The following is a 25720-nucleotide window of genomic DNA, read 5'->3' on the forward strand; positions in this document are numbered from 1 at the left end:
AAAACAACTTGACCTGACAGCGGTTTTTCACAGACCGGGGCCGGATGGATGAAAATACCTCTTCTGGAAGAGAAATTAGGAGATGAATTTTTTTCCGCCATCTGTTATAATGAAACGAACGACATTGCGGCGGCGCCGGACTGGCCCGCCTTTCAGATAGGAGCGCCGATATGGACGAGGAATACAAGCCCATGATCTCAGACGAGGAGCGTGCCGCCCGACGGGCCCAGCGGGCGGAGAGCCGCCGGAAAAAACGCCGGGCAAGACGGATGCGGCAGCTTCGCCGCCTGGTGCCCTGCGGCCTGCTGGCTGTCCTGTGTGTGGGGCTGGTGACCGTAGGGGCCCAGCTCATCGAGAAGCCGCGGCCGGAGGTCGGCAAGGCCGGCCGCCCCTTCCAGCCAGCGGCCGCCGCCAGCGATGATGTTGCGGCGTCTTACACCAGAGCCGTGTCCGACACGGACACCGTCCAGCTGGGAGAGGACTTCCCCAGCCGCTGCGCGGTGCTGATCGATCTGGATGACCGGACGGTCCTGGCCGAGAAGAACGCGGACACGCTCATCGATCCCGCCTCCATGACCAAGGTGCTGACGGTGCTGGTGGCGGCTGAGCACATCACGGAGGAGGACCTGGACAAGACGTTCACCATCACCATCGACATCACCGACTACTGCTATGTCAACGGATGCAGCGTGGTGGGCCTGATGGTGGGGGAGACGGTCCCGGTGCGGGAGCTGTTCTACGGCACCATCCTCTCCTCCGGCGCGGACGCGGCGCTGGGACTGGCCACCTATGTGGCGGGCTCCCAGGAGGCGTTCGTGGCGCTGATGAACGAAAAGCTGGAGGAGCTGGGCATCGCGGACACCGCCCACTTCACCAACTGCGTGGGGCTGTACGACGAGGCTCACAAGTGCACGGTCCGCGACATGGCGGTGATCCTGGAGGCTGCCATGGACAACGACCTGTGCCGGGAAGTGCTGGGGGCCCGGACCTATGAGACCCTTCCCACCACAGACCACCCGGAGGGGCAGATCCTCTCCAACTGGTTCCTGCGGCGGATCGAGGACAAGGACACCGGCAGTGTGACGGTCACCGGCGCCAAGACCGGATATGTGGCGGAGTCCGGCAACTGCGCCGTCAGCTGCGGCGAGACGGCGGACGGCCGCCGCTACATCTGCGTGACGGCAGATGCGTACAGTGCCTGGCGGGCCATCTACGATCACACGGATCTGTACAGGATCTACTGTTCCGGGGAGACGCCGGAGGAGACCGAGGCAGAGCCTCCCGTCCTTTCCGATGGAGATGCCGTCTCTGCATAAGAAACAGGCGGAGCGCCCTTCGGCGCTCCGCCTCTCTCGTTCTGTTCAGAATCCTCTTCTTTTCAGATCCGCCGCCAGGGAGACGTAGAACTCCCGGACGTCAAAGCCGGGGATGTTCTCCCGGTTCAGGTCCACCACGTCCCCGTGAGAGATGCCCCGCTTTCCCTTGGGCTCCAGCAGGGTAAACCGCTCTCCCCACCTGGCGGAGTCCACCGCCACCAGCCCGTCGTTCAGCCCATCGAAGTGCTTGACGATGGGGTAGGTCATGTTCAGGGGGAACTTCCCGTGCTGGGCCCTGCGGCAGTAGGACATGACGCTCTGGTAAAAGACGCCGGGGGCATCCGGGGTGACCGCGTTCCGCTTTTCGCAGGCGGAGGCCGTCAGGTCTGTCACCGCCGCCAGGAAATCCGGCCGCTCGTCCCCCAGCCGCTTCAGAGCCGCGTTGTAGGTGTCCGCGATCTTCTGCCGGGCCGCCGCCGGGATCTTCTCCAGCAGGTATTCGGCAAAGATGCAGCCCCGGTGGGGCGTGTTGACGGTGGTGAGGCTGGCAACATACGGCGCCATTCCCTGGCGGGTGATGGCGGCCCGGCTGTCCAGCCCGCCCTTGGAGTGGGCGATGATGTTCACCTTTTCACAGCCTGTCTCCGCCAGGATCTGCCGGATGCGCCGGGTGGGATAGGCTGCCCCCACCGGCCGGATGTTCAACAGCAGGAAGAAGGCGGCACAGAGCAGCCCCAGCAGCCAGAGCCAGCCCCCCAGGTCTCCCATCAGCCAGGTAAGGAAATCCAAGTCTTCCACCAGCATCCAGGTCAGGCCAGCCGCAACGGAAACCAGGACAAAAACGCCCCTCCTGGCCCACTGCCTCACAGGAACACCTCGTTCTCCTTGAGCTCTGTGAAATTCTGCTCCAGCATGGCCACGTGGGACAAAAACGCCGGGTCGTCAAAGTACTTGGCGTGCTTCGTGCACTTGCGGACGCAGCACTGGCACTTGATGCAGGTGCCCGGCACCTCCGCCACGTTGGAGGGGTTGATGGCCCCCATGGGGCACAGGCGGGCGCAGGCGCCGCAGTCGGTGCAGCGGCTCAGGTCCGTCTGGGGCTTGGCCTTCAGGAACTGGGCGGGCTGGCCGTCGGTGCCCTTGGGCACGTAGTAAGGAGCCGCCGGGTCTCCCGGCACGGCGACGGGGGCGGGAATGTCCGTCAGGCCCGCCACCTTGTCCGCGATCCGGGCGGCAAAGGACTCCATCTGCCGCTTGTCGTCCCAGTCCGGGCGGCCGTCCGCCAGGACGTCGGTGAAGGCGTGGCGGCAGGCGAAGGCGGCGCCCGCCACGGTGTGGAAGCCGTCCGCCTCCAGCACGGCGCACAGCTCCGCCAGGGCGTTGTCGTAGGACCGGTTGCCGAAGGTGACCACCCCCACCGCCAGGGCGCCATTGCCGTGGATCTGCTCCCGGACGAAGGGCAGCATCTTGTTGGGCAGCTTCCCCGCATAGGTGGGCATGGCAAACACCACCAGATCGCCCGGGTCAAACTCCATGGGCTCCCGCCTGTCCGACGGGCGGGTGAAGTTCCGCCGCTCCAGGGGGACGCCCAGCTTCTCCGCCAGGGTCTCCGCAATGGTGTTTGCCGTCTTGTCCGTATTGCCTGTGGCGCTCCAATAGACCGCCCGGACCCGTTCCACACGCATCTCTCATCTCTCCCCTTCTTGTTATAAACAGCAGGCGCCCGAGGTCCCTCGGGCGCCTGCTGAACTCACAGTGAAAAATCTTCCTCTTTCAGCCGTTCAGTCTCCAGCGCCGCCGGCCGGGGCGGCACCCGCTTCAAGGGGTCGTATTTAAATGCTCTGCAGTGATGCTCCACCGGGACGATGCCCCGCTTCACGCAGGCCACCTCCCGCTCGTTGATCTGCTGGCCTCGCTGGCAGTAGGCACAGCGGGGGTCCATATCCTTTCGGAACAGCATGACCTTCCCCCCTCCTTCTTCACCCGTCACAGGGTGTACAGCTTGATGGCGTCATTCTCCACCGTGGCCTTCACCTGGCTGATGGGGTGCTCGTAGCTGTCGATGATCTGGGTCGCCATGGGGTCCTCCAGCTCCCGCTGGATGGTGCGCCGCAGGTTCCGGGCACCGTAGGTCAGGGAGTAGGACTTCTTGGTGAGGAGCTCCACCAGGGCGTCGTCATAGGTGAAGGTGATGCCCTTCTCCTTCAGGGAGCCCACCAGCTCGTTCAGCATGATGCGGGCGATGCCGTGGAAGTTCTCCTCGCTGAGGCGGTTGAAGGTGATGACCGCGTCCACCCGGTTGATGAACTCCGGCCGCAGGAACTGCTGCAGCGCCTTCATGGCCCGGTCGGCGTCCTGCTCGTTCACGGAACGGCCGAAGCCCACGGTGCCCTCCTTGGTGGCGCTGCCGGCGTTGGAGGTCATGACGATGATGGTGTTCTCGAAGTTCACCTTCCGGCCGTGGGCGTCGGTGATCTCACCGTCGTCCAGGATCTGGAGAAGGATGTTCAGCACATCCGGGTGGGCCTTCTCGATCTCGTCGAACAGGACCACGGCGTAGGGCTTGCGGCGGATCTTCTCCGTCAGCTGGCCCGCCTCGTCATACCCCACATAGCCCGGGGGAGAGCCCACCAGGCGGGAGACGGAGTGCTTCTCCATAAACTCCGACATATCCAGCCGGATCAGGGCGTCCGGCGTGTTGAAGAGGTCATTTGCCAGCTGCTTCACCAGCTCTGTCTTGCCCACGCCGGTGGGGCCCACGAAGATGAAGCTGACGGGCTTGTGCTTGGGGGAGATGCCCACCCGGTTCCGCCGCACGGCGGCGGCCACGGCGGTCACCGCCTGGTCCTGGCCGATGATGTGGCTCTTGAGCCGCCCCTCCAGCTGGCTCAGGCGCTGGAACTCCTGTTCCCGGATCTTGGCCGCCGGGATCTTGGTCCACAGCTCGATGACGTGGGCCAGGTTGTCCATGCTGAGCTGGGGGTCGCCCTTTTCCAGCAGGCCGTTCAGCTCCGTGTTCAGCTGCATCTCCCGGCTCTTCAGCTCCGCCATCCGGGCGTAGTCCTGCTCCGTCTTCTCCTCCTGCTCCTCCAGCATGGTGCGCTCTTTCTCATAGTCGTCCAGCTCCCGCTGGATCTCCATGCGGCGGGAGATGTCCGGGTCCTTCAGGTTCAGGTCGGAGCAGGCCTCGTCGATCAGGTCGATGGCCTTGTCCGGCAGGAACCGGTCGGTGATGTACCGCTCGGACAGCAGCACCGCCTGGCGCAGGATCCCCTCAGAGATCTTCACCCCGTGGAACTGCTCGTACTTGGGAGCCAGGCCCTGGAGGATCTTCACCGAGTCCTCGATGGAGGGCTCGTTCACCGTCACCGGCTGGAACCGCCGCTCCAGGGCGGTGTCCTTCTCGATGGACTTGCGGTACTCATTGAAGGTGGTGGCGCCGATCACCTGGATCTCGCCCCGGGAGAGGGCGGGCTTTAAGATATTGGCGGCGTTCATACTGCCCTCGGCGTCGCCGGCGCCCACGATGTTGTGGACCTCGTCGATCATCAGAATGATGTTGCCCAGGCGCTTCACCTCGTCGATGAGGCCCTTCATCCGGCTCTCGAACTGGCCCCGGAACTGGGTGCCGGCCACCAGGGCCGTCAGATCCAGCAGATAGACCTCCTTGTCCCGCAGCTTGAAGGGCACATCGCCCTTGGCGATCCGCTGGGCCAGCCCCTCGGCGATGGCGGTCTTGCCCACGCCGGGCTCACCGATCAGGCAGGGATTGTTCTTCTGACGGCGGTTCAGGATCTGCACCACCCGCTCGATCTCCTCCTCCCGGCCGATGACCGGGTCCAGCTTGCCCTCCTGGGCCCGCTGGGTCAGGGAGATGCAGTAGTTCTCCAGATATTTGCGCTTGCCGTTTTTGGGATCCTTGCGCTCTTTTTCCCGGCCGCGGGCGCCGCCCTCTTCCTGACCGCCGCTCTCGCCGCTCTTGGCGGTCTCACCGGAGAAGAGCCGGTTCAGGAAGGGGAAGGTGGCGGTCTTGCCCTCTTCCTCTTCCTCCCCAAGGTCCTCGCCGCCGGGCAGATCCTCAATATTCTCCACACCGTTCATGGCCTGGAGCATCTCGCTGTTGAGGGTTTCCAGATCCTCGTCCGAGATGCCCATGCGCTTCATCATGTCATCCACCTGGGGCAGGCCCAGCTCCTTTGCGCACTTCAGGCACAGGCCCTCGTTGATGGTCTTGTCCCCCTCCATCTTGGAGATGAACACTACGGCGATATTCTTTTTACATCTTGAACAAAGTGTCGGCTGCATCGTGTAAATCCCTCCAGAAATCATGACGCCGCCGGGGCGCGGCCCCGTTCGTCATTGCAGAAGCGACAGCGCGCTCAGGGGCGTGTGTGTCGCAAAAAATCGTAAAATATGGGTGGCGGAAACGGTGTCCGTCTCAAAGGAGACTCCGAAGCGCCGCAGCACCCAGATGGCCAGAAACAGGGCCAGAGCGCCCTCCGCCAGTCCGATGAGGCCGCCTCCCAGGGAGTTGACCAGATGGAGACCCGGCAGCTGCAGCACCAGATCCATGGCCCGGATCAGCAGCTTCAGCAGGATCGTCAATCCCACGAAGGAGATGAGGAACAGCGCCGCATAGAGAATGGACTGGGCAACGCTCTCCACCACAGCCATGGCCAGAGAAATGCCGGTGTCCTGGATCTTCTCCTCCGTCTGCCGGACCAGGGAATCCCGCACGTCCTCGTCCAGGCCCATCAGGGCCAGCAGGTCGGCGATGGCGAAGCCCTCGTCCACGTCCTCCTCCGGCATCTGGACCTCCTGGGACTGCTGGGCCATGGCCTCGTCCACCCTTGTCTCGATGCTCTCCCGGATCAGCGGTGTGACCAGACGGGCCGCCGGCGCCGCCAGCGCATTTGCGATGACGGCCGCGCCCACCAGGGCCACGATCACCACCGCCAGTCCCGCCAGAGCCCGGAACAGTCCCCGATGGGCGCACCAGGCCGCCGCGGCGATCAGAACGGCCGCCGCAATCATGTCTATTATAACAGGTGTTGTCATGCTTGCCTACCTTTTTGCTCGTAAACGTTTTGTGAATTCAGCCGAAATGTTTCCCATTCAAGGCAGGAACAGGCGGGCGCTGTCCGATGCCAGCAGCAGGGCGGAACCGTCCTGCCGCATCAGGACGGACCGGGCGTAGTCCGTGCCCTCCAGAGCGGCGTAAGGCTCCAGCTCCTCCGTGTAGATCACCACGCTGTCCATATACAGCACCGCCAGATAGCTTCCCGCAGAGGAGATGCTGAGGATCTCCTCGTTCACATCCAGGGAGGCGATCTCCTGCCCGTCCGTGTCCACGGTCACCAGCCGGCCCACGCTGCCGGACCGGTAGCGGTTCAGCAGCAGGGCGGCAAAGCCGTCCCCGTTCAGGTCGTATTCCCGCAGATAGCTGCCGCTGTATGAATAGGTCGCCCGGATCTCTCCGTCCTGTCCCGCATAGGTCAGGCAGGTGTCGGAAACTGTCACCAGCCGGCTGTCCTGCTGGCCGATGGCCATCACCAGCCCATCCGAGATGTCATAGTCTGCCGCCGGCTCCTCCTGGTCCAGCCGGTACAGCACCACGTTGCTGACGAATACGCTGTCCTCCTGGCCCAGGGTCACCGCCGTCAGCATGGAGCTGTCATCCGTGACGCAGGCATCCACAACGAACCGCTGGGACGCATTGAAGGCAAAGACCTCCTCCATCCGGCTGTTATACACGGTGACGCCGCCCTTATAGCCCTCCAGCTCCTTTGTCACGGCCAGCCAGCCGTCGCGGTTCAGCCGGGCGGAGAGGAAGGGGTAATCCTCCGGCGCTGTGAGGGCCAGCACCTCGCCGTCCTCGTCCACCACATACAGCTCCGTGCCGCCCGCATCATAGGCCACGGCCCGGCCGCCGCCGATGGACAGGGCGGGCGCTGTCATCCGCACCGCAGTGGACCAGATCTCCTGGCCGTTCTTTCCCAGGATCTGGAGCTTTGTGTCCGAAAGGACCACCAGAGAGCTGTCCAGCACTGCGAAGCGGTTGTTGTCTGAGGCATCATAGTCATACCGGACCTCAGCCGCGCTCTCCCCGCTGCCGTAGGAAAACAGCCGCTGCAGGGCGTCAAAGCCAGTGCCGTCCCGGTAGGCTGCCACGATCACCACGGCCAGCACCGCCGCCAGGATCAGGAAGAAGATGCCGAACCGGCGCAGGCGGCTGCCCCTCCGGGGGGCCTCGTCCTCTTCCCCGTCGTTGTCGTTCCAGATGTCGTTGCTTGTATCACGCATTGAGCCGTCCATCCTCATACCAAAGTCTCGTCAGGTACAGTCCCCCCGGCGGCACCGTGGGGCCGGCGGCGGACCGGTCCCCCCGCTCCAGAATGCCGGGGATGTCCTCCGGGGCGAATTTGCCCTCCGCCGCGTACAGCACGGTGCCGGTGATGGCCCGTACCATGTTATACAGAAATCCGTTGGCGCAGACCTTCAACTCCAGCAGGTCGCCGTTCCGGGTCACATGGCAGTAGTAGATGGTGCGGACGGTGGACTTGGTCTCCGTCCCCACGGAGCGCACTGCCGCGAAGTCGTGGGTACCCACGAACATCCCCGCCGCCCGGTCCAGAAATCCCTCGTCCAGATGCTTGGGATAAAAATACGCCCGGTTGACATAAAACGGGTTCTTGAACCGGGAGTTGTAGATCCGGTAGGTGTACTCCTTCTTCAGGCAGGAGCCGATGGCGTTGAAGTCCTCCGCCACCTCGAAGGCCTCCTTCACCGCGATGTCCTCCGGCGTATGGGTGTTGATGGCGAAGGGGATCCGGTCCACGGGGATGCGGGAGTCGGTGCGGAAGTTGGCGATGTAGTGCTCCGCGTGGACGCCGGCGTCCGTCCGGCCGCAGCCGGTCAGGTGCACCGGCCCGCCGCAGATGGAGGCGATGGCCTTTTCCAGGGTCCCGCAGACGGTGACGGCGTTTTTCTGCACCTGCCAGCCGTGGTAGGCGGTGCCGTTGTACATGAGTTTTAAGGCGATATTACGCATAAGCTCTCCTTATTCCGGCCAGGCCAGACTGGGCGTTCTGGACAAGGGGCACTCCTCTAGATCATCCCACCGCATGGCCTCCTGCTCATAGAGGGGAAATTCATACCGCAGGCCAAACCCATCCGTGCAGACGTAGGTCAGCCGGACCCGGTCCCCCGGGGCGCAGGAGATGGCAACACCGTCCTGCACAGTTCCGTCCACGTCCAGCATTGGCCGATCCGCCGTCTCCCGGATCGTGTGGATCAGACTGCCGTTCCGGTAGAGGCGGAACGTGCCGCTGGCGGCCTCTGCCTCCTCCCCGGACGGCGACACCAGCTCAACCCAAAAATCCAAGAGCGACAGCTGCCGCAGCTCATAGGAGTAATGGAAGCCGCTTCCTCCGCTTTGCATCTGCAGGGGCAGCAGGGGGGCGATGGTCTCGCTGCTGTACAGCACGGTATCGTCCTCCAGACGCAGCTCTAGCCCCATGTCCAGGTCCAGCGGGAAGGTCACGGTACCGGTGTAGGTCACCCCGTCCGCATGGGGAGACAGGGCGTCCAGCTTCCACGCCATGGAATAGGGCTCCCCCACGTGGCAGAATCCGATGTCCAGACTGGGCGCGTGGACATCCGGCACCTGCGCCACGATGTCCACTGTCAGCATCCGGCTCTGGGTGTTGACCACGGGATTTTCAAACCGGGCGGAGGGAGACTGCTGTGCCCGCGCCGCCTGGAGCTCCCGAAGGGCCGCGTCCGCAGCCTCCAGACGCTCCTCCAGGTCCGCGGCCCCCTCCCGGGTGTCCGCCAGCTTCGTCCGCAGGCCGTTCACCTGGCCCCACAGGGCGCCAATGGCCACAGCCTGGACCGCCAGGACCAGAACCAGAACCGCCAGTTTCCAATGCCGCTTCCACATGAGCGTCCCTCCCGATCAGATGTGCATTTCGGACGGCCCCGCTGGCCGGTGGCAGTCCCCGCAGCGGGCCGATGAGGGCATCGGCCCTTACGGGATGCGGGCTTTCGTCACCCCTGCAAGGTCCGACACACAGGTCGGCCCCTACGGATGGGGCGGGTCACCCTTCTGCTCTGTAGGGGCGGATGCCCACATCCGCCCGCCGCACAAGCTGCCGCGCGGAGCGGCCAGCGGCAGCGAAAAGAGAAGCAATTCAATGCGACGACCACCCCGACGAGGTCCGCACCATCCGCCACGGGACGGCAGTACCGACTTCGCAGAAGAGAATAGCGTGCCCGAAGGCGGGGCCAAATCGGAGCAGGCACCGATCCGCCGACCCCCGTCGCGCGGAGGGCCACTGCACCGGAGCGCGCCAAAACGGCCTTTTCTTTTGGACCGTGCACGGCCCGTTTTCTTTTCGGCCAAGACCGAAAAGAAAATGGGGGGTGTATCCCGCTGGACCAGCCCCCCTGCGGGAGCAGAGACCCCGTGGCCGCCGTCCGGCGGCCCACATTTCCAACGGGCGGTTGATAACCGCCCCTACGTCAGCGATTGACTGCCGGGTTGTCCGTCCTGCCCAGCAGGTAGTCCACGGAGCAGTCCAGGTAGTCAGCGATGCGGGCAAGACTGTCTCCCTTGAGCATAGAACCGCTATACATGGTCGACAATGTATTCTTGTTTAATCCCAAATCTAAAAGCATATCTTTGATTTGAATATTCCGTTCTTTTGCTCTATTCTTTATGGATTCAGCAACCTTTTCCGGGGCGTACATTAAGTGACCCTCCATCGCGCGCAATATTTTTCCAATTTTTTTTGGATTTTCTCTTGTAATCCAATAATTTTTGGATTATACTGTTCTCATTAACCGCTACCATACCACAAAACTGATGTGGAAACAACAAACTTCCAAAGGAGGAATCCCTATGACATCCATTTTCGAGCCCCTCTTCGACACCTACGGCGACAGCGTGATGCGGGAGCATGGTGTCTTTGATGAGACAGAGCTGATGAAAGCCCTGGACGGCCTGTCCCTGGAGCAGCCCGCAAAGAACGAGGTCTGCGACCTGCTGTTCGACTGCTATTTCCGCTGGTCCACAGCCGCCTTTGCCGTGGGCGCCCACCTGGGGCTCTCCCTGGGAGGCCGGGTGTCCGGGTGTCCAAGCATTACAGAAACTGCCGCAGGGCGATAATGCCCGCCGTGATCACCGCGCCCAGGGCCAGGGCGGCATAGTCCCGTCCTTCGTACTGCAGCACGTGGAGCTTGGTGCGGCCCTCATCGCCGTGGTAGCAGCGGCACTCCATGGCCACCGCCAGCTCGTCCGCCCGGCGGAAGGCGCTGATGAACAGCGGCACCAGGATGGGGATCAGGGCCTTGGCCTTCTGGATGATGCCGCCGCTCTCAAAGTCCGCGCCCCGGGCCTTCTGGGCAGACATGATCTTGTCCGTCTCCTCGATCAGCGTGGGGATGAACCGCAGGGCGATGGACATGATCATGGCCAGCTCGTGGACCGGCACGTGGAGCTTCTTCATCCAGTTCAGCAGCCGCTCCAGCCCATCGGTAAGGCTGATGGGGCTGGTGGTGTAGGTCATCAGGAACGTGCCCATGATCAGCAGCATGATCCGCAGGACCATGAACAGAGCGTTTCGGGCGCCCTCTGCCGTGACGTGGAGGAATCCCCACTCCGCCAGGATATGCTCCCCCGGTGTGAAGAACAGATTCAGAAGGCCGGTGAACACGATGATGAACACCACCGGCTTCAGCCCCCGCACCAGGGCCCTGATGCCCACCCTTGAGATGCGGACGCACACCGCCAGAACCGCCGCCAGAATGCCGTAGGCCAGCAGACTGTCGGCGCAGAACAGCGCCACGATGTACAAAACCACCAGCAGGATCTTGGTCCGGGGGTCCAGGCGGTGGGCCACGGTGTCACCGGGGAAATACTGGCCCAGCGTGATGTCCTTCAGCATGCCGCTCCCCCCTCTCGCAGCGCCAGCAGCTCCCGCTCCAGCGCCTCCACGGTGTAGACCGCCGGGTCGATGGCGAGGCCCCGCTCCCGCAGGCCCATGGCGATGCGGGTCACCTGGGGCACGTCCAGCCCGGCGGAGAGCAGCTCGTCCGCCCGGGCGAACACCTCCGCCGGGGCGCCGCTCATCAGCACGTGGGCGGACTTCAGCACCAGGATCCGGTCCACGTTCTGGGCGATCTCGTCCATGCTGTGGCTCACCAGGATGATGGTGCGCTTTTTGTTGCGGTGGTAATCCCGGATGTTGGCCATCAGGTTCTCCCGCCCCGCCGGGTCCAGGCCCGCGGTGGGCTCGTCCAGCACCAGCACGTCCGGCTCCATGGCCATGACGCCCGCCAGGGCCACCCGGCGCTTCTGTCCGCCGGAGAGCTCGAAAGGCGACTTCCCCAGCTGGTCGTCCCGGATGCCCACCAGGCGGGCGGCCTCCCGGACACAGCGGTCCAGCTCCTCCCCGGTCTTGCCCTGGTTGGTGGGGCCGAAGGCGATGTCCTTGTACACCGTCTCCTCAAACAGCTGGTACTCCGGGTACTGGAACACCAGCCCCACCTGGAAGCGGACGTCCCGGATCTTCTTTGGCTCCGCCCAGATGTCTTTTCCGTGGAGCAGGATCTGCCCCGACGTAGGTCTCAGCAGGCCGTTCAGATGCTGGATCAGGGTGGACTTGCCGGAGCCGGTGTGGCCGATGATGCCCAGGAACTCCCCGTCATACACGTCGAAGCTCATATCCTCCACCGCGCTGCGCTGGAAGGGGGTGCCCACGCTGTAGGTGTGGGTCAGATGTTGTACTTGCAGTATCGGTTCCAATGTTCTCTTCCCTTCCGCTCATTTGGCCACGGCGCTGTAAATGGCGTCCGCGCAGGCCTCCACCGTCAGGGCGGTGAGGGGCACATCCAGCCCGTCTTTGCACAGTCGGTCCAGCAGGTCCACGGTGTCCGGCACCGTCAGGCCCATGGAGCGCAGAGCGTCCACCTGGGTAAAGACCTCCCGGGGCGTGCCGTCCAGGGCGACTTTCCCGTCGTCCATCACCACCACCCGGTCGGCGTCCTCCGCCTCGTTCATGTGGTGGGTGATCAGCACCACGGTGATGCCCTTCTCCTGGTTCAGCCTGTGGACGGCGGAGAGCACTTCCCGCCGGCCCACCGGATCCAGCATGGCGGTGGCCTCGTCCAGCACGATGCACGCCGGCTCCATGGCCAGCACGCCGGCGATGGCGATCCGCTGCTTCTGCCCGCCGGAGAGCAGGTGGGGCGCATGGCGGACAAACTCGCTCATGCCCACCGCCGCCAAGGCGTCATCCACCCGCCGGCGGATCTCCTGACTGGGGACCCCCAGGTTCTCCGGGGCGAAGGCCACGTCCTCCTCCACCACGTTGGCCACGATCTGGTTGTCCGGGTTCTGGAACACCATGCCCACTGTGCTGCGGATGGCCAGCAGCTGGTTTTCGTCCTGGGTGTCCATGCCCGCCACATACACGCGGCCCCCGCAGGGCAGCAGGATGCCGTTGAAGGTCTTGGCCAGGGTGGACTTGCCGGAGCCGTTGTGGCCCAGCACCACCACGAAGGAGCCCCTCTCGATGGTCAGGTCCACGCCCTTCAGAACCAGTGCCGGCTCCGCGCCCTCGTCGGCGGGGTAGGAGAAGGTGAGATCTTTTGTTTCAATGATTGCGTCTTTCATCACAACGTCCTTTGCTCAATTAGGAGTTAGGAATGAGGAATTAGGAATTTTGGTGTCCGGCTCCGCCGGACAAATTTCAATCAGTTTCGCCGTATCTTGAATTCGGAATGAGAAATGGAAAATTAGGAATGATTGTGGTGACCGCTTCGCCGGACAAATTTCAATCGTTTCGCCGCAGGCGAAACACCTCCATTCCTAATTCCTAACTTCTAATTCCTAATTCTCCGAAGTCCATCGGCCCGTGGCTCCACACGGCAGCGCCAATCCCGTCTCCGTCACCGGCAGGCCCAACTCGTCCCAGGTGCACTTGCCGCCGTACTTCTCAGCCACCAGCAGGTGCAGCAGATACCCCAGCACCGACGGGGCCAGGCCCGTGGTGTAGGAGTTGATCAGCACGAACAGGGGCCGTTCCGACAGCACGCCGGCGCAGAGCTTCACGAAGTCATAGAGGTTGTCCTCCAGCTTCCACACCTCGCCGCCGGGGCCACGGCCGTAGCTGGGGGGATCCATGATGATGGCGTCGTAGGTCTTGCCCCGGCGGATCTCCCGCTCCACGAATTTGGCACAGTCGTCCACGATCCAGCGGATGGGGGCCTCTCCCAGCCCGGAGAGCCTGGCGTTCTCCCTGGCCCAGGCCACCATGCCACGGGCCGCGTCCACATGGCAGACGCTGGCCCCCGCCTTAGCGCAGGCCACCGTGGCCCCGCCGGTGTAGGCGAACAGGTTCAGCACCCGGATGGGCCGGTCGGCGGAGCGGATCTTCTCCATGGCGAAGTCCCAGTTCACCGCCTGCTCCGGGAACAGTCCCGTGTGCTTGAAGTTCATGGGCTTTACCTGGAAGGTCAGGTCCCGGTAGCGGATCTTCCAGCTCTCCGGCAGGGCCTTCTTCTCCCAGTGGCCGCCGCCGGACTGGCTGCGGAGATACCGGGCATTGGCCCGCTTCCAGGCGGGGTTGCGTCGGGGCGTGGCCCAGATGGCCTGGGGGTCCGGACGCACCAGATACTGCGTGTCCCACCGCTCCAGCTTTTCTCCATTGCCGCAGTCCAGCAGCTCATAGTCCCGCCATTGATCCGCGATCCACATACCAAACTCCTCCAGACAAACTCTTTTCCAGTATAAACTATGTTATTATACCGCCTGCGCCCAGTTCCGTCAACCGTTTGAGGCTGGTTTGTCTCTTTCCGGGCACAAGAAAAAGACCGCCCGCAGGCGGTCTCTCAGGGTTCAGTTTGACTGCGCGGCTCTCCACAGTTCCCGGGCAAAGGTCCGGGTACGGGCCTCCTTCTCCCCGTCCATGAAGGGCACGTCATAGCCCAGGTGCCGCTCCGCATGGCTGCCCAGATACCGCAGCCGGGAATGCTTGCAGTACCGGCGCATCCCCTCTTCGAACAGGTCGCACCCCTGCTCCGGCCGGTAGCCGCAGGTCAGCAGCAGGGCCATGGCCTTCCCCGCCCACAGGGCGGGGCCCTTCTCCGCCCCGTAGTACTTGTTCATGCCGTACACCAGCCGGTCCAGCAGGGCCTTCATGGGCGGCGTGCAGTACCAGGAATAGATGGGGGTGGCCAGGACAATCAGGTCGCACGCCAGCACCCGGTCAAAGATGGCGGGCACATCGTCCCGCCGGGCGCAGCCGAATACCGTCCAGTCCCGCTGACAGGCCCGGCAGGCCGTGCAGGGCCGGATGTCCAGATCGTGGAGCCACACGGTCTCCGTCTCCGCCCCCAGGGCCTCCAGCTCCTGCCGGAAGGGTACCAGCAATGCGTTGGTATTCCCCTGCTTCCGGGGACTGCCCATCAGAATGCACACCTTCATGCGCGCCAGCTCCTTTTCCGTCGGATCTCTGTATGCTTTCATCATACCCGGAAGGGGGCGCTCCGTCAAGACAAGGCAGGAAACAGGGCCGGGACTGACGGTCCCGGCCCCGTGGGCTGTCGTCAGGCCTCTTCCAGCAGGGCACCCAGCCGCTGGAGGATCACCGCCGTCTGGGCCCGGGTGGCGGAGCCGGCCGGGTCCAAGGTCCCATCGGACCGGCCCCGGAGCAGCCCGGCGGACACCGCCCAGGCCATGGCCTCCCGGGCGTAGTCCGCCACAGCAGCGGTGTCGGAGAAGCGGCTCAGATCCGCCCGGCCCGCCGTGTCCGCTCCCCAGTGCTCCAGGTAGCGGAACAGGATGGCCGCCAGCTGCTGGCGGGTGATCCGTCCCTCCGGGCGGAAGGTGCCGTCCTCAAAGCCCCGGACGATGTTGTTTTTCTCCGCCCAGGCCACGGCGTCGGCGCAGTAGCTGCCCGCCGCCACATCGGTGAAGGGCGGCGTCCCCGCCCGGGGGCTGCCCTCCAGCCGGTGGAGGATGGCGGCGATCTGCCCCCGGTTGGATGTCCGGCCGGGGGAGAACGTGGTGCCGGTGGTGCCCTGCATCAGCCCCGCCTCATAGACATATCGAACCGCCTCCTCGTACCAGGCGCCGGGGGCCACGTCCCGGAAGGGGTTGCCCCAGGTGCTGCGGAAGGCACTGCTGGCGGCGGCCGTCAGCTCCCCGCCGTCGTCCTGGGACAGCTCCCAGAACCCGATGCCTCCCAGGCCCTGAGACCGGGCCAGGGCGGCCTTGGCGGCAAGAGACTCGGCGTCATCGTAGGAGATGAAGGTCCGGCTGCCGTAGAGATACGGCACCTGGGCCTCCTGGTGGCGATATTGCCGGTAAGCGGCATTGCTGAGATAATTCTTTTTCAGCATCCTGTAGCTGACGGACTTGGCGGAGGTGTAGGTGCTGTACAGGCCGTTGTTCTGACTGCTGACCCCCTGGTAGGCGTAGCCGTACAGGGGCATGCCCAGGACGAGCTTCTCCGCCGGGATGCCCTTGTCCAGATAGGCCTGCACGCTGTCCGCAATGCTGCTCTTCCCCTGGGGCGAGGCGCCGGAGGGCGTGTACAGAGGGGCGTTGAAGTCGGCAGAGGTGTCCCAGGGACCGTGGAGGTCATAGCCCATCAGGAAGATGTGGTCCACGATGTCCGCCACTTTGACTGCTTCGATCTGGTTCAGATACCAGCTGCCGGCGGCGCCGGCGATGGTGAGGGAATAGTCCTTCCCGTCCCGGCGGCCCTGGCGGTCCAGCTGGGTCCGCAGCTCCTGCAGCAGCTTGGTGAAGTTCTGCTTGTCCGCCGGGCGGTGGATGGTCCCCGGCGCGCCGCCGGACACCGGGTATTCCCAGTCCAGGTCTACCCCGTCCAGGCCCTGCGCCACCACGAAGTCCACGCAGCTGGCGGCGAATGCCTCCCGCCGGGCCGCCGTAGCGGCGGCGTCGGAGAAATACTGGGAGTCCGACCAGCCGCCCACGGAAATCAGCAGCTTCAGATGCCCGTTCTGCTGCCGCAGCTTCCGGAGGGCAGCCAGGTTCTTCTTGTCGTGGGCCGGGTTCTCCAGGGCGATGGTCAGGGTGTCCGGGTCGATCCGGGCAAAGGCGTAGTTGATCTGGGTCAGGTGCTCCGCCGGAAGCTGGTCCGGCGTGTAGCCCTGGTAGGCCGCCCACCCGGCGTAATAGCCCACCACTTCGCCGCCGGCCTGGTATGTACGCTGCTCTGCTCCGGTGGGGGTGCCCAGCAGCAATGCCGCCATACACGCGGCGGCCAGCGCGGCGGCGGTGCGTCTGATAAGATCTTGCAAGGGAAAACGCTCCTTTTTCAGATGATCGTCACCGCATGGCGTGTGTCGTCACGCTCTATTCTACCGGACCGGGCTGCGGGCCTCAAGGCACAAATGCTGGCAGCACGGCCAGAAAACAGCAGCGCGGCAGGCCCTTTCGGGTCTGCCGCGCCGGCATTTCCAGTCATAGATTGATTGACACGGAGGCGGTCTGGGGCTCTGCCGCGCTCTGCGGGGCCTCCGCCGGAGCGGGGGCCGCCTCGCCCTGGCCGGCAGCCTTCTCCGCCAGCCGCTCCCGGGCCACCGCCAGCATCAGCTTGATGCGGTTCTCCTGATTCACCCGGGTGGCGCTGGGGTCATAGTCGATGGGGGTGATGTTGGCCTGGGGGTACAGCTCCCGGATCTTGTTGATCATGCCCTTGCCGCAGATGTGGTTGGGCAGGCAGCCGAAGGGCTGTGCGCAGACGATGTTCTCGTACCCGGCCCGCACCAGCTCGATCATCTCAGCGGTGAGGAGCCAGCCCTCTCCCATCTTGTTGCCGGTGGAGATGACGCCGTCCGCCAGCTTCACCAGCTCCCGGAAGGGCAGGGGCGCGTGGAAGCCATTGTCCTTCAGGACCTTGATCATCACCTTCTCCATGCCCTCGATGTAATCCAGGATCACGTCGGACACATGCTTTTCCAGGAAGGTGCCGCCGTACAGCCGGGCGGTCTCGGAGGGGTTGTAGGCGCAGTACTGCACGAAGCCCATGAGCCCCGGCAGGTTCACCTCGCAGTCCTGAGAGGCCAGGAACTTCTCCAGATCGTTGTTGCCCAGGGGAGAGTATTTCACGTAGATCTCCCCCACCACGCCGACTTTGACCTTGGGCACACGGTGGACGGGGATGGCGGCGAAATCCTTGGCGATCTTGGGCATGGCGGCCTTGATCTCCCGGCCGGACCAGCCCTTGTCCTCCAGGACCCAGCCGCAGATGGTATCCAGCCATTTTTCCTGCAGGGCGGCCGCGTCGCCCCTGTGGGTCTCATAGGGCTCTGTCTGGGCCTTCAGGGCCACCAGCAGGTCGCCGTAGTAGATGCAGGCCAGCAGCTTGCGCATCAGGGGCAGGGTCATGGGAAAGCCGGAGTCCTTCTCCAGGCCGGAGAAGTTCAGGCTCACCACCGGCACCTGGCCGTAGCCCGCCTTCACCAGGGCCTTGCGCAGCAGGTGGATGTAGTTGGACGCCCGGCAGCCGCCGCCGGTCTGGGTGATGATCAGGGCGGTGTGGTCCAGGTCGTACTTCCCGGAGTTCAGCGCGTCCAGGAACTGGCCGATGACCAGCAGGGCGGGATAGCAGGTGTCGTTGTGGACGTATTTCAGGCCCAGCTCGCACACCTGGCTGCCGCAGTTTTCCAGCAGCTCGCAGGTGTAGCCGGCCTGGCGCATGACGGCCGCCAGGATGCGGAACTGCACCGGAGCCATATTGGGGATCAAAATTTTATGGGTCTTCTTCATCTCAGGGGTGAACTTGGGGTAATTCTGGTATTCCAGCTCCATGTCTCACGCCTCCTTTCTGGCGGTTTCCCGGGCCTCGTCCTGCTCATCCAGGGCGGCGAACAGGCTCCGCAGCCGGATGCGGACGGCGCCCAGGTTGGTGATCTCGTCGATCTTCAGCTGCGTATACAGCTTGCCGCCCGCCTGCAAAATCTCTCTCGTCTCGTCGGAGGTGATGGCATCCACGCCGCAGCCGAAGGAGACCAGCTGCACCAGGTCCATATCCTTCTGGGTGCAGCAGTACCGGGCCGCCGCGTAGAGCCGGGCATGGTAGGTCCACTGGTTCAGCACCGTGGTGGGGAATTTCTCCACCCGGTTGGAGATGGAATCCTCCGTGATGACCGCGGCGCCGGAGCGGGTGATCAGGGTGTCGATACCGTGGTTCACCTCCGGGTCCACATGATAGGGGCGGCCCGCCAGCACGATGATCCGGCGGCCCTCCGCCCGGGCCTGGTCCATGATCCGCTCCCCCTCCCTGCGGATGAGAGACATGTGGTGGGCGTACTCGGCGTAGGCGGCGTCGGTGGCCTCCTTCACCTCGCCCTTCGTGATGTCCGGGAAGTAATTCCGCAGGATGGTGAAGATCTTCTTGGTAAAGTCCTTGGGCCGGTGGAGCCCCACGTAGTCATAGATGAACCTGGTGTCCTGGATCTCCGGGCAGTTGCCGGCGATGACCTCCGGATAATAGGCCACCACGGGGCAGTTGTAGTGGTTGTCCCCCAGCCCCTCATCGATGTTGTAGGTCATGCAGGGGTAGAAGATGGCGTCCAGTCCCAGCTTGGAGAGGAACTGGATGTGGCCGTGGGCCAGCTTGGCGGGGAAACAGGCGGTGTCGCTGGGGATGGTGCCCTGCCCCTTCAGATACAGGTCCCGGCTGGAGAGAGGACTGTGGTAAACGGCAAAGCCCAGCTTTGTGAAAAAGGCATGCCAGAAGGGCAGCAGCTCCCACATGTTCAGGCACAGAGGCAGGCCGATCTTGCCCCGCTTGCCGGGGACGGGCTTGTACCCCAGGATCAGCTTGCGCTTGTAGGCGTAGAGGTTCCGCTCGCCGGTGTCCGCCTTGCCGGTGACAGGCCGGTCGCACCGGTTGCCGCTGATGAAGGTAGCCCCGTCGGCAAAGGTGTTGATGGTCAGCTGGCAGTTGTTGCCGCACAGGCCGCACACCCGGCTCTCCGTCTCCTGGCGGAAATCCGCCAGTCCCTGGCGGTCCAAAAGCGTGCTGATCTGGTCCGCCCGGGCCTTGCCCCGGCCGAACAGGGCCGCGCCATAGGCGCCCATGAGGCCTGCGATATCGGGCCGGATGACCTCCACGCCCATCTCCTTCTCAAAGGCACGCAGCACCGCCTCATTGTAGAAGGTGCCGCCCTGCACCACGATGTTCCGGCCCAGCTCCTCGGGGGAAGAGGCCCGGATCACCTTATAGATGGCGTTTTTCACCACAGAGATGGAGAGGCCGGCGGAGATATTCTCGATGGTGGCCCCGTCCTTCTGGGCCTGCTTCACAGAGGAGTTCATAAACACGGTGCAGCGGCTGCCCAGGTCCACAGGCCGCTCGGCAAAGAGGCCCAGCCTGGCGAACTCCTTCACATCATAGCCCAGTGCCTGGGCGAAGGTCTGCAGGAAGCTGCCGCAGCCGGAGGAGCAGGCCTCATTTAAGAAGATGTTGCTGATGGCGCCGTCCTCGATCTTGAAGCACTTCATGTCCTGGCCGCCGATGTCGATGATGAAGTCCACATTGGGCAGGAAGTGACGGGCAGCCGTGAAGTGGGCCACCGTCTCCACCACGCCGTAGTCGGCGTGGAAGGCGTTCTTCGCCAGGTCCTCACCGTAGCCGGTGGTGGTGACGGATGCCACGTGGAGGGCCGGATGCTCGTCGTAGAGCTTCTGCAGCACCTCCCGGATCAGGGGCACCGGATTGCCCAGGTTGGGCTGATAGTCCGTAAAGAGGATCCGGGCCTCCTGGTCGATGACCACCACCTTGACGGTAGTGGAGCCGGAGTCGATGCCGATGTGCACCGGGGCGGCGTAGTCCGCGCCGAAGGGCACCCGGGGCACTGCGGCCTTGGCATGCCGGGCCCGGAAGGCCTCATACTCCTCACGGCTGGTGAACAGAGGCGGCTGGGACCGGTAAGTCTCCGCCGCGCCGTGCTTCTGCAGGTCGTCCGCCACCCGATCCAGGTCAAAGGCCTGGTCAGAGTAGAAGGCCGCGCCCAGCGCCACGAACAGCAGGCTGTTCTCCGGACAGGCGCCCTTCACCCCCAGGGTGTGGTCGAAGCTCTCCCGCAGGCAGCGGGAGAAGGTCAGGGGTCCGCCCAGATACAGCACGTTGCCGTGAATGGGCCGGCCCTGGGCCAGACCGGCGATGGTCTGGTTCACCACCGCCTGGTAGATGCTGGCGGAGATGTCCTCCGCCCGGGCGCCCTGATTGATGAGGGGCTGGATGTCGCTCTTGGCGAACACGCCGCAGCGGGAGGCGATGGTGTACGTCTTCTCCGCCCGCTGGGCGGCGGCGTCCATCTCGTCGGCGCTCATCTTCAAAAGCGTCGCCATCTGGTCGATAAAAGCACCGGTGCCGCCGGCGCAGGAGCCGTTCATCCGCACCTCCATGCCTCCGGTGAGGAACAGGATCTTGGCGTCCTCACCGCCCAGCTCGATGATGCAGTCTGTGCCCGGGGCCAGACGGTTGGCGGCCACCCGGGTGGCGAACACCTCCTGCACGAAGGGGACGCCCACGCTCTCCGCCATGCCCATGCCGGCAGAGCCGGAGATGGCCAGATCCGCCGTCCGGCCGTACCGCTCCGCCACCCGGCGCAGCAGCTCCTCCGACTTCTCCAGAATATGGCTGTAATGCCGCTCGTATGTACTGTAGATCAGATTGTCCGTGTCATCCAGCACCACGCATTTGATGGTGGTGGAGCCCACGTCAAGTCCAACTTTCAACTCTGATTCCTCCTTCTGGGAAAACGGTTGCGTCAGAGTTTTCGACAGCTAACCGCATGATACCACATTAGTTGACATCATACACTTTTTCCATGGGATGTTCAATCGGCAATATTCTGAAAGACTGTTAATTTTTCGTTAAGAAACTTGGTGAAGGAAAGGGCTTGGCCTTTTCTCTCCTCTATGCTATACTGGTCCCATCTTAGAACCAAAGTGAGGCACCCTTGATATGGAACGTGTATTGCTGCACACCTGCTGCGCCCCCTGCTCCCTCAGCTGCATCGATCCCCTGCGGAGCGAGGGCATCGAGCCGGTGGCGTTTTGGTACAACCCCAACATCCACCCCTGGAAGGAGTATCAGGCCCGGCGGGACTGCCTGCTGGCGCATGCCCCCACCATCGGCATGGAGGTCCGGGTGCAGGAGGACTACGGCCTGCGGCAGTTCGTGGAACATGTGGCGGAGGACATCGACCGCCGCTGCGTCTACTGCTACGAGCACCGGCTGGAGGGCACGGCCAAATACGCGGCGGAGCACGGCTTTTCCGCCTTCACCTCCACCCTGCTGGCCAGCACCTATCAGAACCACGAGGCCATCGCCGCCGCCGGGGAGAAGTACGCCCGGCAGTACGGGGTGGAATTCCTCTACCGGGACTTCCGGCCCAATTTCCGGGCCGGGAACCAGCGGGCCCGGGAGCTGGGCTTCTACATGCAGAAGTACTGCGGCTGCGTCTTTTCCGAGGCCGACCGCTATCAGAAGCAGATCGACCGGGACCGGGCGAAATTCCAGGAGGCGTAAATCCAGTATCTCACCGCGGCCCGGCACTGTCCAGAGCAGACGGACCGCCGGTCTCCGGCGGAGGACAACTGGTCAGAGAACAGCGCAGGAGCCTGCGGGGCATCGGCCCTGCAGGCTCCTTGTTTCAGCTTTGGTCTCAGAACTTCCGGATCTCGTCCAGGGACAGGACGAACACCGCCGCGCCGCCGGCCATGACTTCCATGGGCACCGGCGGGACCGAGGACATCTCCCCATGCGGCATGGTGACGCTCTGGTACACCGTCTCCTTCCGCCGCCCGGCGTATTTCTGCAGCAGCTCCAGAGCCGAATCCAGCCGGTCCTCCTCCACGCCGATCATCACCGTGGTGCTCTTCTTCTTCAAAAAGCCGCCGGTGGAGCTCAGCACCGTCACCATAAAGCCCTGCTCGTTCAGGTTCCGGATGGTGTTGTCGGAATCACTGCCCTGCAGGACGGCCAGCACCAGCTTGCTCTTCTTTTCCATATCTTCCGCCTCCCGTGTTCAATGTCGTTGGAAGCGCACTTCCTTTTTCTATTTTACCGCGCCCGGCAGAAATTGCAAGCGCCTTTTCGTGCGCCCCGAGGATCACGGCTCCCGGCGGAAGATGGCCGCACCGTCCTTCCAGGTCTCCAGCACCCGGATGTCCCGGAGTTCCTCCGGCGGCACCGCCAGCGGATCCCGGTCCAGGATCACCAGGTCCGCCCGCTTCCCCGGCGACAGGGTGCCCTTGTCCCGCTCCTCAAAATACTGGAACGCGGCATTCGCCGTCACCGCCTCCAGGGCGGTCCGGGCGTCCACCCGCTCCTCCGCTCCCAGGAGACGGCCGGACCGGGTCACCCGGTTCACGGCGCACCACACGGTCTCCAGAAGATCCGGCGGGATCACCGGTGCGTCGGTGTGGAAGGTGAAGGGGATGCCCAGCTCCGCCGCCGAGCCCGCGGGGCTGATGCGGTCCGCCCGGTCAGGCCCCAGGTTCTCCCAGTGGATGTCCCCCCAGTGGTACACGTGGGCCACGAAGAAGGAGGGGATCACCCCCAGCCGCTTCACCGCCGGCAGCTGGTCCCGGCCCAGCAGCTGGGCGTGGATCATCACCGGCCGCATGGCCGCCAGGTCCACGCCCTCCCGGGCCGCGGTCTCCAGCGCCGCCAGGTACTGGGCGCAGGCGGCGTCCCCGTTGCAGTGGGCCAGCAGCTGCACGCCCTCCGCCCCGGCCCGGCGGACCATGTCCAACACCTGTGCATCCGTCAGGGGGCCGTAGCCCCGGTACGCCGCCTCCCCCTGATAGGGCTGCCGCAGCCAGGCGGTGCGGCCCTGGGGGGAGCCGTCCAGAAACATCTTGTACCCGCCCAGCTTGAAGTGCCCCTGATACCGCCGGACGCTGGCCGGGAACGCCTGCCGGGCCGCCGCAGTCCCCGCCTCGTCTCCATAGGCCACCACGTCCAGCTTCAGAGAGCCGTCCGCCAGCAGCGCCTGATACAGGGGCACCAGCTCCCGGCGCAGCAGCCCCTCCTGCACCGTGGTGATGCCGTGGGAGGCGTACAGGCCCTGGGCCTTCCGATAGGCCCCCAGAAAGGCCTCCAGCGGCATCATGGGCACCCGCTTCTGAAACTCCAGAAAGGCGTTTTCCTCCATGTAGCCGGTGGGGACGCCGCACGCCTGCCCGATGACGCCGCCCGCTGGACAAGGGGTGTCCCCGGTGACGCCCAGCCGCTCCAGCGCGGCTGTGTTGAATACTCCCATGTGGCCGGACTGGTGGCAGATCACCACCGGGTTCTCCGGCGCCGCCGCATCCAGGCAGGCCCGGTCCGGGTGGCGGCACTCCGACATCTGGTTGTGGTCGTACCCCTGAGCCGTCACCCACTGTCCGGCGGGAACGTGCTCCCGCCGGATGTAGTCCCGGATCCTGTTTTGGATGTCCGCCCAGGACCGGCACCCGCTCAAATCCGCCTGCAGAAACTGGTTGGCCACCGCCGTGAAGTGGCTGTGGGCGTCCAGGAACGACGGCAGCAGCGTCCGGCCCGCCAGGTCTACCCGGCGGACATCGATCTCCGCCTGGTCCTCCACCGCCGCCAAGCTCCCCACGGCGGCGACGCGGCCATCCCGCACCAGCAGAGCCTGGGCTGCGGGGCTCTCCCGCTCCATGGTGCGGATGGTGCCGTTTGTAAAGAGAATGTCCATATGATCCCTCCTGTTCTCTCAGTTTGCCGCGGCCGGAGTCATCCCATACCCACGATGTGCAAAAGCAGGCCGCCCCTCCGGGCGGCCTGCGGATTCAGTTCTTCAAACTGTGGAGGGGTGCCGGGATACGGCCAGTCCCAGCCGGGTAAACCCGGCCGGGACCCCTGCTTCGATTGCAATGCTCGGCGGAAGTAAATTCCGCCTGCGCCAAGGTTTTGCCAATGGCAAAACGCTTGTACGGCGCAAAGCGCCGCCCCATCTGCGATGGGGTCCCCGGGGCGGCCTCAGTTCTTCAAACTGTGGAGCGGTGCCGGGATACGGCCGCCCCGGGCGATGAAGTCCGCGCTGGACTCCGGATGTACCGGCATCACCGGGGCGCTGCCCAGGAGGCCCCCCATCTCGATCCGGTCCCCCACCGTCTTGCCGGGGGCCGGCAGCAGCCGCACGGCGGTGGTCTTGTTGTTCACCATGCCGATGGCCGCCTCATCGGCGATGATGGCGGCGATGGTCTCCGCCGGGGTGTCACCGGGCACGGCGATCATGTCCAGTCCCACGGAGCAGACGCAGGTCATGGCCTCCAGCTTGTCCAGGCAGAGGGTCCCCGCCTCGGCGGCGGCGATCATGCCCTCGTCCTCGCTGACGGGGATAAAGGCGCCGGAGAGGCCGCCCACGGAGGAGGACGCCATGACGCCGCCCTTCTTCACCGCGTCGTTCAGCAATGCCAGCGCCGCCGTGGTGCCATGGGTGCCGCAGACCTCCAGGCCCATCTCCTCCAGGATCCGGGCCACGCTGTCCCCCACCGCCGGGGTGGGCGCCAGAGAGAGGTCCACGATGCCGAAGGGGGTATCCAGCCGACGGCTGGCCTCCTGTGCCACCAGCTGGCCCATGCGGGTCACCCGGAAGGCGGTCTTCTTCACCGTCTCCGCCACCACGTCAAAGGGCTGGCCCTTCACCGCCTGCAGGGCGGTGCACACCACGCCGGGGCCGGAGACGCCCACGTTGATGACCTTCTCCGCCTCTCCCACGCCGTGGAAGGCGCCGGCCATGAAGGGGTTGTCCTCCACGGCGTTGCAGAACACCACCAGCTTGGCGCAGCCCAAGCCGTCCCGGTCCGCCGTGGCGGCGGCGGTGTCCTTGACGATGCGGCCCATGAGAGCCACCGCATCCATGTTGATGCCCGCCCGGGTGGAGCCCACGTTGACAGAGGAGCATACCAGCTCCGTCCGGGCCAGCGCCTCCGGGATGGAGCGGATCAGCTTCTCATCGGCCTTGGTCATGCCCTTCTGCACCAGGGCAGAGTAGCCGCCGATGAAGTTGACGCCGCAGGTCCGGGCCGCCCGGTCCAGCGCCAGGGCGAAGGGCACGTAGTCCTCCGTCTCGCTGGCGCCTGCCACCAGGGCCATGGGGGTGACGGAGATCCGCTTGTTGACGATGGGGATGCCGAACTCCCGCTCGATGTCCTCCCCGGTCCGCACCAGCTTCTCCGCGTACCGGGTAATTTTGTCGTAGATCTTCTCACAGGCCCGCTTTGGGTCCGGATCGCAGCAGCTCAGCAGGGAGATGCCCATGGTGATGGTGCGGATGTCCAGATGCTGCTGGTCGATCATCTCAATGGTGGATAAGATTTCCTTCTGGTTCAGCATAATGTA

Annotated in this window: 23 protein-coding genes; 3 read left to right on the forward strand and 20 right to left on the reverse strand. The window is 64.5% G+C overall.

All coding sequences use genetic code 11. The features are described 5' to 3' along the window. The first annotated feature begins 170 nt into the window (after positions 1–170). Positions 171–1316, forward strand: a complete 1146-nt coding sequence (locus H9X91_RS00920; RefSeq protein ID WP_204801576.1) for a D-alanyl-D-alanine carboxypeptidase family protein — start codon at positions 171–173, stop codon at positions 1314–1316. Between the two features lie 45 nt (positions 1317–1361). Here the strand turns inward: H9X91_RS00920 and H9X91_RS00925 are convergent, their stop codons facing one another. The 9 genes from H9X91_RS00925 to H9X91_RS00965 all read right to left on the reverse strand — a co-directional run bounded on the left by H9X91_RS00925 (position 1362) and on the right by H9X91_RS00965 (position 10067). Beyond that, positions 1362–2183, reverse strand: coding sequence for an esterase/lipase family protein (locus H9X91_RS00925; RefSeq protein WP_338111897.1), 822 nt, complete (start codon positions 2181–2183; stop codon positions 1362–1364). Further along, the gene (locus tag H9X91_RS00930) at positions 2180–3001 is read right to left on the reverse strand and encodes an EFR1 family ferrodoxin (RefSeq protein WP_204801578.1); all 822 of its coding nucleotides are present in this window, start codon (positions 2999–3001) and stop codon (positions 2180–2182) included. Before H9X91_RS00930 ends, H9X91_RS00925 begins: the two co-directional genes overlap by 4 nt. Before the next feature lie 65 nt (positions 3002–3066). Next, positions 3067–3276, reverse strand: a complete 210-nt coding sequence (locus tag H9X91_RS00935) for a hypothetical protein (RefSeq protein ID WP_204801580.1) — start codon at positions 3274–3276, stop codon at positions 3067–3069. 26 nt (positions 3277–3302) lie between these two features. Continuing rightward, the gene (locus tag H9X91_RS00940; protein WP_204801582.1) at positions 3303–5621 is read right to left on the reverse strand and encodes an ATP-dependent Clp protease ATP-binding subunit; all 2319 of its coding nucleotides are present in this window, start codon (positions 5619–5621) and stop codon (positions 3303–3305) included. A 51-nt stretch (positions 5622–5672) separates the two neighbouring features. Continuing rightward, a complete protein-coding gene (locus tag H9X91_RS00945; protein ID WP_204801584.1) occupies positions 5673–6374 on the reverse strand; it encodes a CvpA family protein in 702 nt (233 codons plus the stop codon). Positions 6375–6431: 57 nt separating this feature from the next. Beyond that, positions 6432–7619 carry a DUF5711 family protein gene (locus H9X91_RS00950; protein WP_204801586.1) on the reverse strand — a complete coding sequence of 396 codons (1188 nt, stop codon included), beginning with the start codon at positions 7617–7619 and terminating at the stop codon, positions 6432–6434. Continuing rightward, the gene (truA, locus tag H9X91_RS00955) at positions 7612–8367 is read right to left on the reverse strand and encodes a tRNA pseudouridine(38-40) synthase TruA (RefSeq protein ID WP_204801588.1); all 756 of its coding nucleotides are present in this window, start codon (positions 8365–8367) and stop codon (positions 7612–7614) included. The genes H9X91_RS00950 and truA overlap by 8 nt, the downstream gene beginning before the upstream one ends. A gap of 9 nt (positions 8368–8376) precedes the next feature. After that, positions 8377–9258 (reverse strand): hypothetical protein, encoded by an 882-nt coding sequence (locus H9X91_RS00960; protein WP_204801590.1) that lies wholly within the window; start codon positions 9256–9258, stop codon positions 8377–8379. A gap of 581 nt (positions 9259–9839) precedes the next feature. Continuing rightward, on the reverse strand, positions 9840–10067 hold the full coding sequence (locus H9X91_RS00965; protein ID WP_204801592.1) for a helix-turn-helix domain-containing protein: 228 nt from the start codon (positions 10065–10067) through the stop codon (positions 9840–9842). A 151-nt stretch (positions 10068–10218) separates the two neighbouring features. Between H9X91_RS00965 and H9X91_RS00970 the strand changes: the two genes are divergently transcribed. After that, positions 10219–10485: a hypothetical protein gene (locus H9X91_RS00970; protein ID WP_204801594.1), complete on the forward strand. Its 267-nt coding sequence runs from the start codon at positions 10219–10221 to the stop codon at positions 10483–10485. Here the strand turns inward: H9X91_RS00970 and H9X91_RS00975 are convergent. The 8 genes from H9X91_RS00975 to H9X91_RS01010 form a co-directional block, all read right to left on the reverse strand. After that, the gene (locus H9X91_RS00975) at positions 10460–11263 is read right to left on the reverse strand and encodes an energy-coupling factor transporter transmembrane component T family protein (protein ID WP_204801596.1); all 804 of its coding nucleotides are present in this window, start codon (positions 11261–11263) and stop codon (positions 10460–10462) included. The genes H9X91_RS00970 and H9X91_RS00975 overlap by 26 nt on opposite strands. After that, on the reverse strand, positions 11257–12123 hold the full coding sequence (locus H9X91_RS00980) for an energy-coupling factor transporter ATPase (RefSeq protein WP_204801598.1): 867 nt from the start codon (positions 12121–12123) through the stop codon (positions 11257–11259). Before H9X91_RS00980 ends, H9X91_RS00975 begins: the two co-directional genes overlap by 7 nt. Positions 12124–12141: 18 nt before the next feature. Beyond that, positions 12142–12993 carry an energy-coupling factor transporter ATPase gene (locus tag H9X91_RS00985; RefSeq protein WP_204801601.1) on the reverse strand — a complete coding sequence of 284 codons (852 nt, stop codon included), beginning with the start codon at positions 12991–12993 and terminating at the stop codon, positions 12142–12144. Between the two features lie 216 nt (positions 12994–13209). After that, entirely contained in the window at positions 13210–14076 is an 867-nt protein-coding gene (locus tag H9X91_RS00990; RefSeq protein WP_204801602.1) for a class I SAM-dependent methyltransferase, read from the reverse strand. Between the two features lie 141 nt (positions 14077–14217). Next, positions 14218–14805, reverse strand: a complete 588-nt coding sequence (locus H9X91_RS00995) for a flavodoxin family protein (protein WP_204801604.1) — start codon at positions 14803–14805, stop codon at positions 14218–14220. 122 nt (positions 14806–14927) lie between these two features. Next, positions 14928–16649 carry a glycosyl hydrolase family 18 protein gene (locus tag H9X91_RS01000; protein WP_204801607.1) on the reverse strand — a complete coding sequence of 574 codons (1722 nt, stop codon included), beginning with the start codon at positions 16647–16649 and terminating at the stop codon, positions 14928–14930. A gap of 163 nt (positions 16650–16812) precedes the next feature. Then, complete coding sequence (locus H9X91_RS01005; protein WP_243414388.1) at positions 16813–18156, reverse strand: 2-hydroxyacyl-CoA dehydratase; 1344 nt, start codon at positions 18154–18156, stop codon at positions 16813–16815. 9 nt (positions 18157–18165) lie between these two features. Then, on the reverse strand, positions 18166–21099 hold the full coding sequence (locus H9X91_RS01010) for an acyl-CoA dehydratase activase (RefSeq protein WP_204801609.1): 2934 nt from the start codon (positions 21097–21099) through the stop codon (positions 18166–18168). 229 nt (positions 21100–21328) lie between these two features. On the opposite strand from H9X91_RS01010, the gene H9X91_RS01015 reads away from it, so the two are divergent. Then, positions 21329–21895, forward strand: coding sequence for an epoxyqueuosine reductase QueH (locus H9X91_RS01015; protein ID WP_204801611.1), 567 nt, complete (start codon positions 21329–21331; stop codon positions 21893–21895). 136 nt (positions 21896–22031) lie between these two features. Here H9X91_RS01015 and H9X91_RS01020 read toward each other — a convergent pair whose 3' ends face one another. The 3 genes from H9X91_RS01020 to H9X91_RS01030 all read right to left on the reverse strand — a co-directional run bounded on the left by H9X91_RS01020 (position 22032) and on the right by H9X91_RS01030 (position 25714). Next, complete coding sequence (locus tag H9X91_RS01020; protein WP_204801613.1) at positions 22032–22376, reverse strand: cyclic-di-AMP receptor; 345 nt, start codon at positions 22374–22376, stop codon at positions 22032–22034. A 102-nt stretch (positions 22377–22478) separates the two neighbouring features. After that, positions 22479–24071 carry an amidohydrolase gene (locus H9X91_RS01025; RefSeq protein WP_204801615.1) on the reverse strand — a complete coding sequence of 531 codons (1593 nt, stop codon included), beginning with the start codon at positions 24069–24071 and terminating at the stop codon, positions 22479–22481. Positions 24072–24355: 284 nt separating this feature from the next. Continuing rightward, a complete protein-coding gene (locus H9X91_RS01030) occupies positions 24356–25714 on the reverse strand; it encodes a PFL family protein (protein ID WP_204801617.1) in 1359 nt (452 codons plus the stop codon). Positions 25715–25720: the final 6 nt, after the last annotated feature.

This window comes from Oscillibacter valericigenes, assembly GCF_016902445.1.
Classification (GTDB): domain Bacteria; phylum Bacillota; class Clostridia; order Oscillospirales; family Oscillospiraceae; genus Oscillibacter; species Oscillibacter avistercoris.

Bases quoted from the DNA above. Each gene is read 5' to 3' on its own strand.
- H9X91_RS00990 (WP_204801602.1), bottom strand. From the start codon at position 14,076: ATGTGGATCGCGGATCAATGGCGGGACTATGAGCTGCTGGACTGCGGC.
- H9X91_RS00945 (WP_204801584.1), bottom strand. From the start codon at position 6,374: ATGACAACACCTGTTATAATAGACATGATTGCGGCGGCCGTTCTGATC.
- H9X91_RS00920 (WP_204801576.1), top strand. From the start codon at position 171: ATGGACGAGGAATACAAGCCCATGATCTCAGACGAGGAGCGTGCCGCC.
- H9X91_RS01015 (WP_204801611.1), top strand. From the start codon at position 21,329: ATGGAACGTGTATTGCTGCACACCTGCTGCGCCCCCTGCTCCCTCAGC.
- H9X91_RS00965 (WP_204801592.1), bottom strand. From the start codon at position 10,067: ATGTACGCCCCGGAAAAGGTTGCTGAATCCATAAAGAATAGAGCAAAA.
- H9X91_RS00975 (WP_204801596.1), bottom strand. From the start codon at position 11,263: ATGCTGAAGGACATCACGCTGGGCCAGTATTTCCCCGGTGACACCGTG.
- truA (WP_204801588.1), bottom strand. From the start codon at position 8,367: ATGCGTAATATCGCCTTAAAACTCATGTACAACGGCACCGCCTACCAC.
- H9X91_RS00985 (WP_204801601.1), bottom strand. From the start codon at position 12,993: ATGAAAGACGCAATCATTGAAACAAAAGATCTCACCTTCTCCTACCCC.
- H9X91_RS00995 (WP_204801604.1), bottom strand. From the start codon at position 14,805: ATGAAGGTGTGCATTCTGATGGGCAGTCCCCGGAAGCAGGGGAATACC.
- H9X91_RS00935 (WP_204801580.1), bottom strand. From the start codon at position 3,276: ATGCTGTTCCGAAAGGATATGGACCCCCGCTGTGCCTACTGCCAGCGA.
- H9X91_RS01030 (WP_204801617.1), bottom strand. From the start codon at position 25,714: ATGCTGAACCAGAAGGAAATCTTATCCACCATTGAGATGATCGACCAG.
- H9X91_RS00930 (WP_204801578.1), bottom strand. From the start codon at position 3,001: ATGCGTGTGGAACGGGTCCGGGCGGTCTATTGGAGCGCCACAGGCAAT.
- H9X91_RS01025 (WP_204801615.1), bottom strand. From the start codon at position 24,071: ATGGACATTCTCTTTACAAACGGCACCATCCGCACCATGGAGCGGGAG.
- H9X91_RS01020 (WP_204801613.1), bottom strand. From the start codon at position 22,376: ATGGAAAAGAAGAGCAAGCTGGTGCTGGCCGTCCTGCAGGGCAGTGAT.
- H9X91_RS00950 (WP_204801586.1), bottom strand. From the start codon at position 7,619: ATGCGTGATACAAGCAACGACATCTGGAACGACAACGACGGGGAAGAG.
- H9X91_RS00970 (WP_204801594.1), top strand. From the start codon at position 10,219: ATGACATCCATTTTCGAGCCCCTCTTCGACACCTACGGCGACAGCGTG.
- H9X91_RS00940 (WP_204801582.1), bottom strand. From the start codon at position 5,621: ATGCAGCCGACACTTTGTTCAAGATGTAAAAAGAATATCGCCGTAGTG.
- H9X91_RS00960 (WP_204801590.1), bottom strand. From the start codon at position 9,258: ATGTGGAAGCGGCATTGGAAACTGGCGGTTCTGGTTCTGGTCCTGGCG.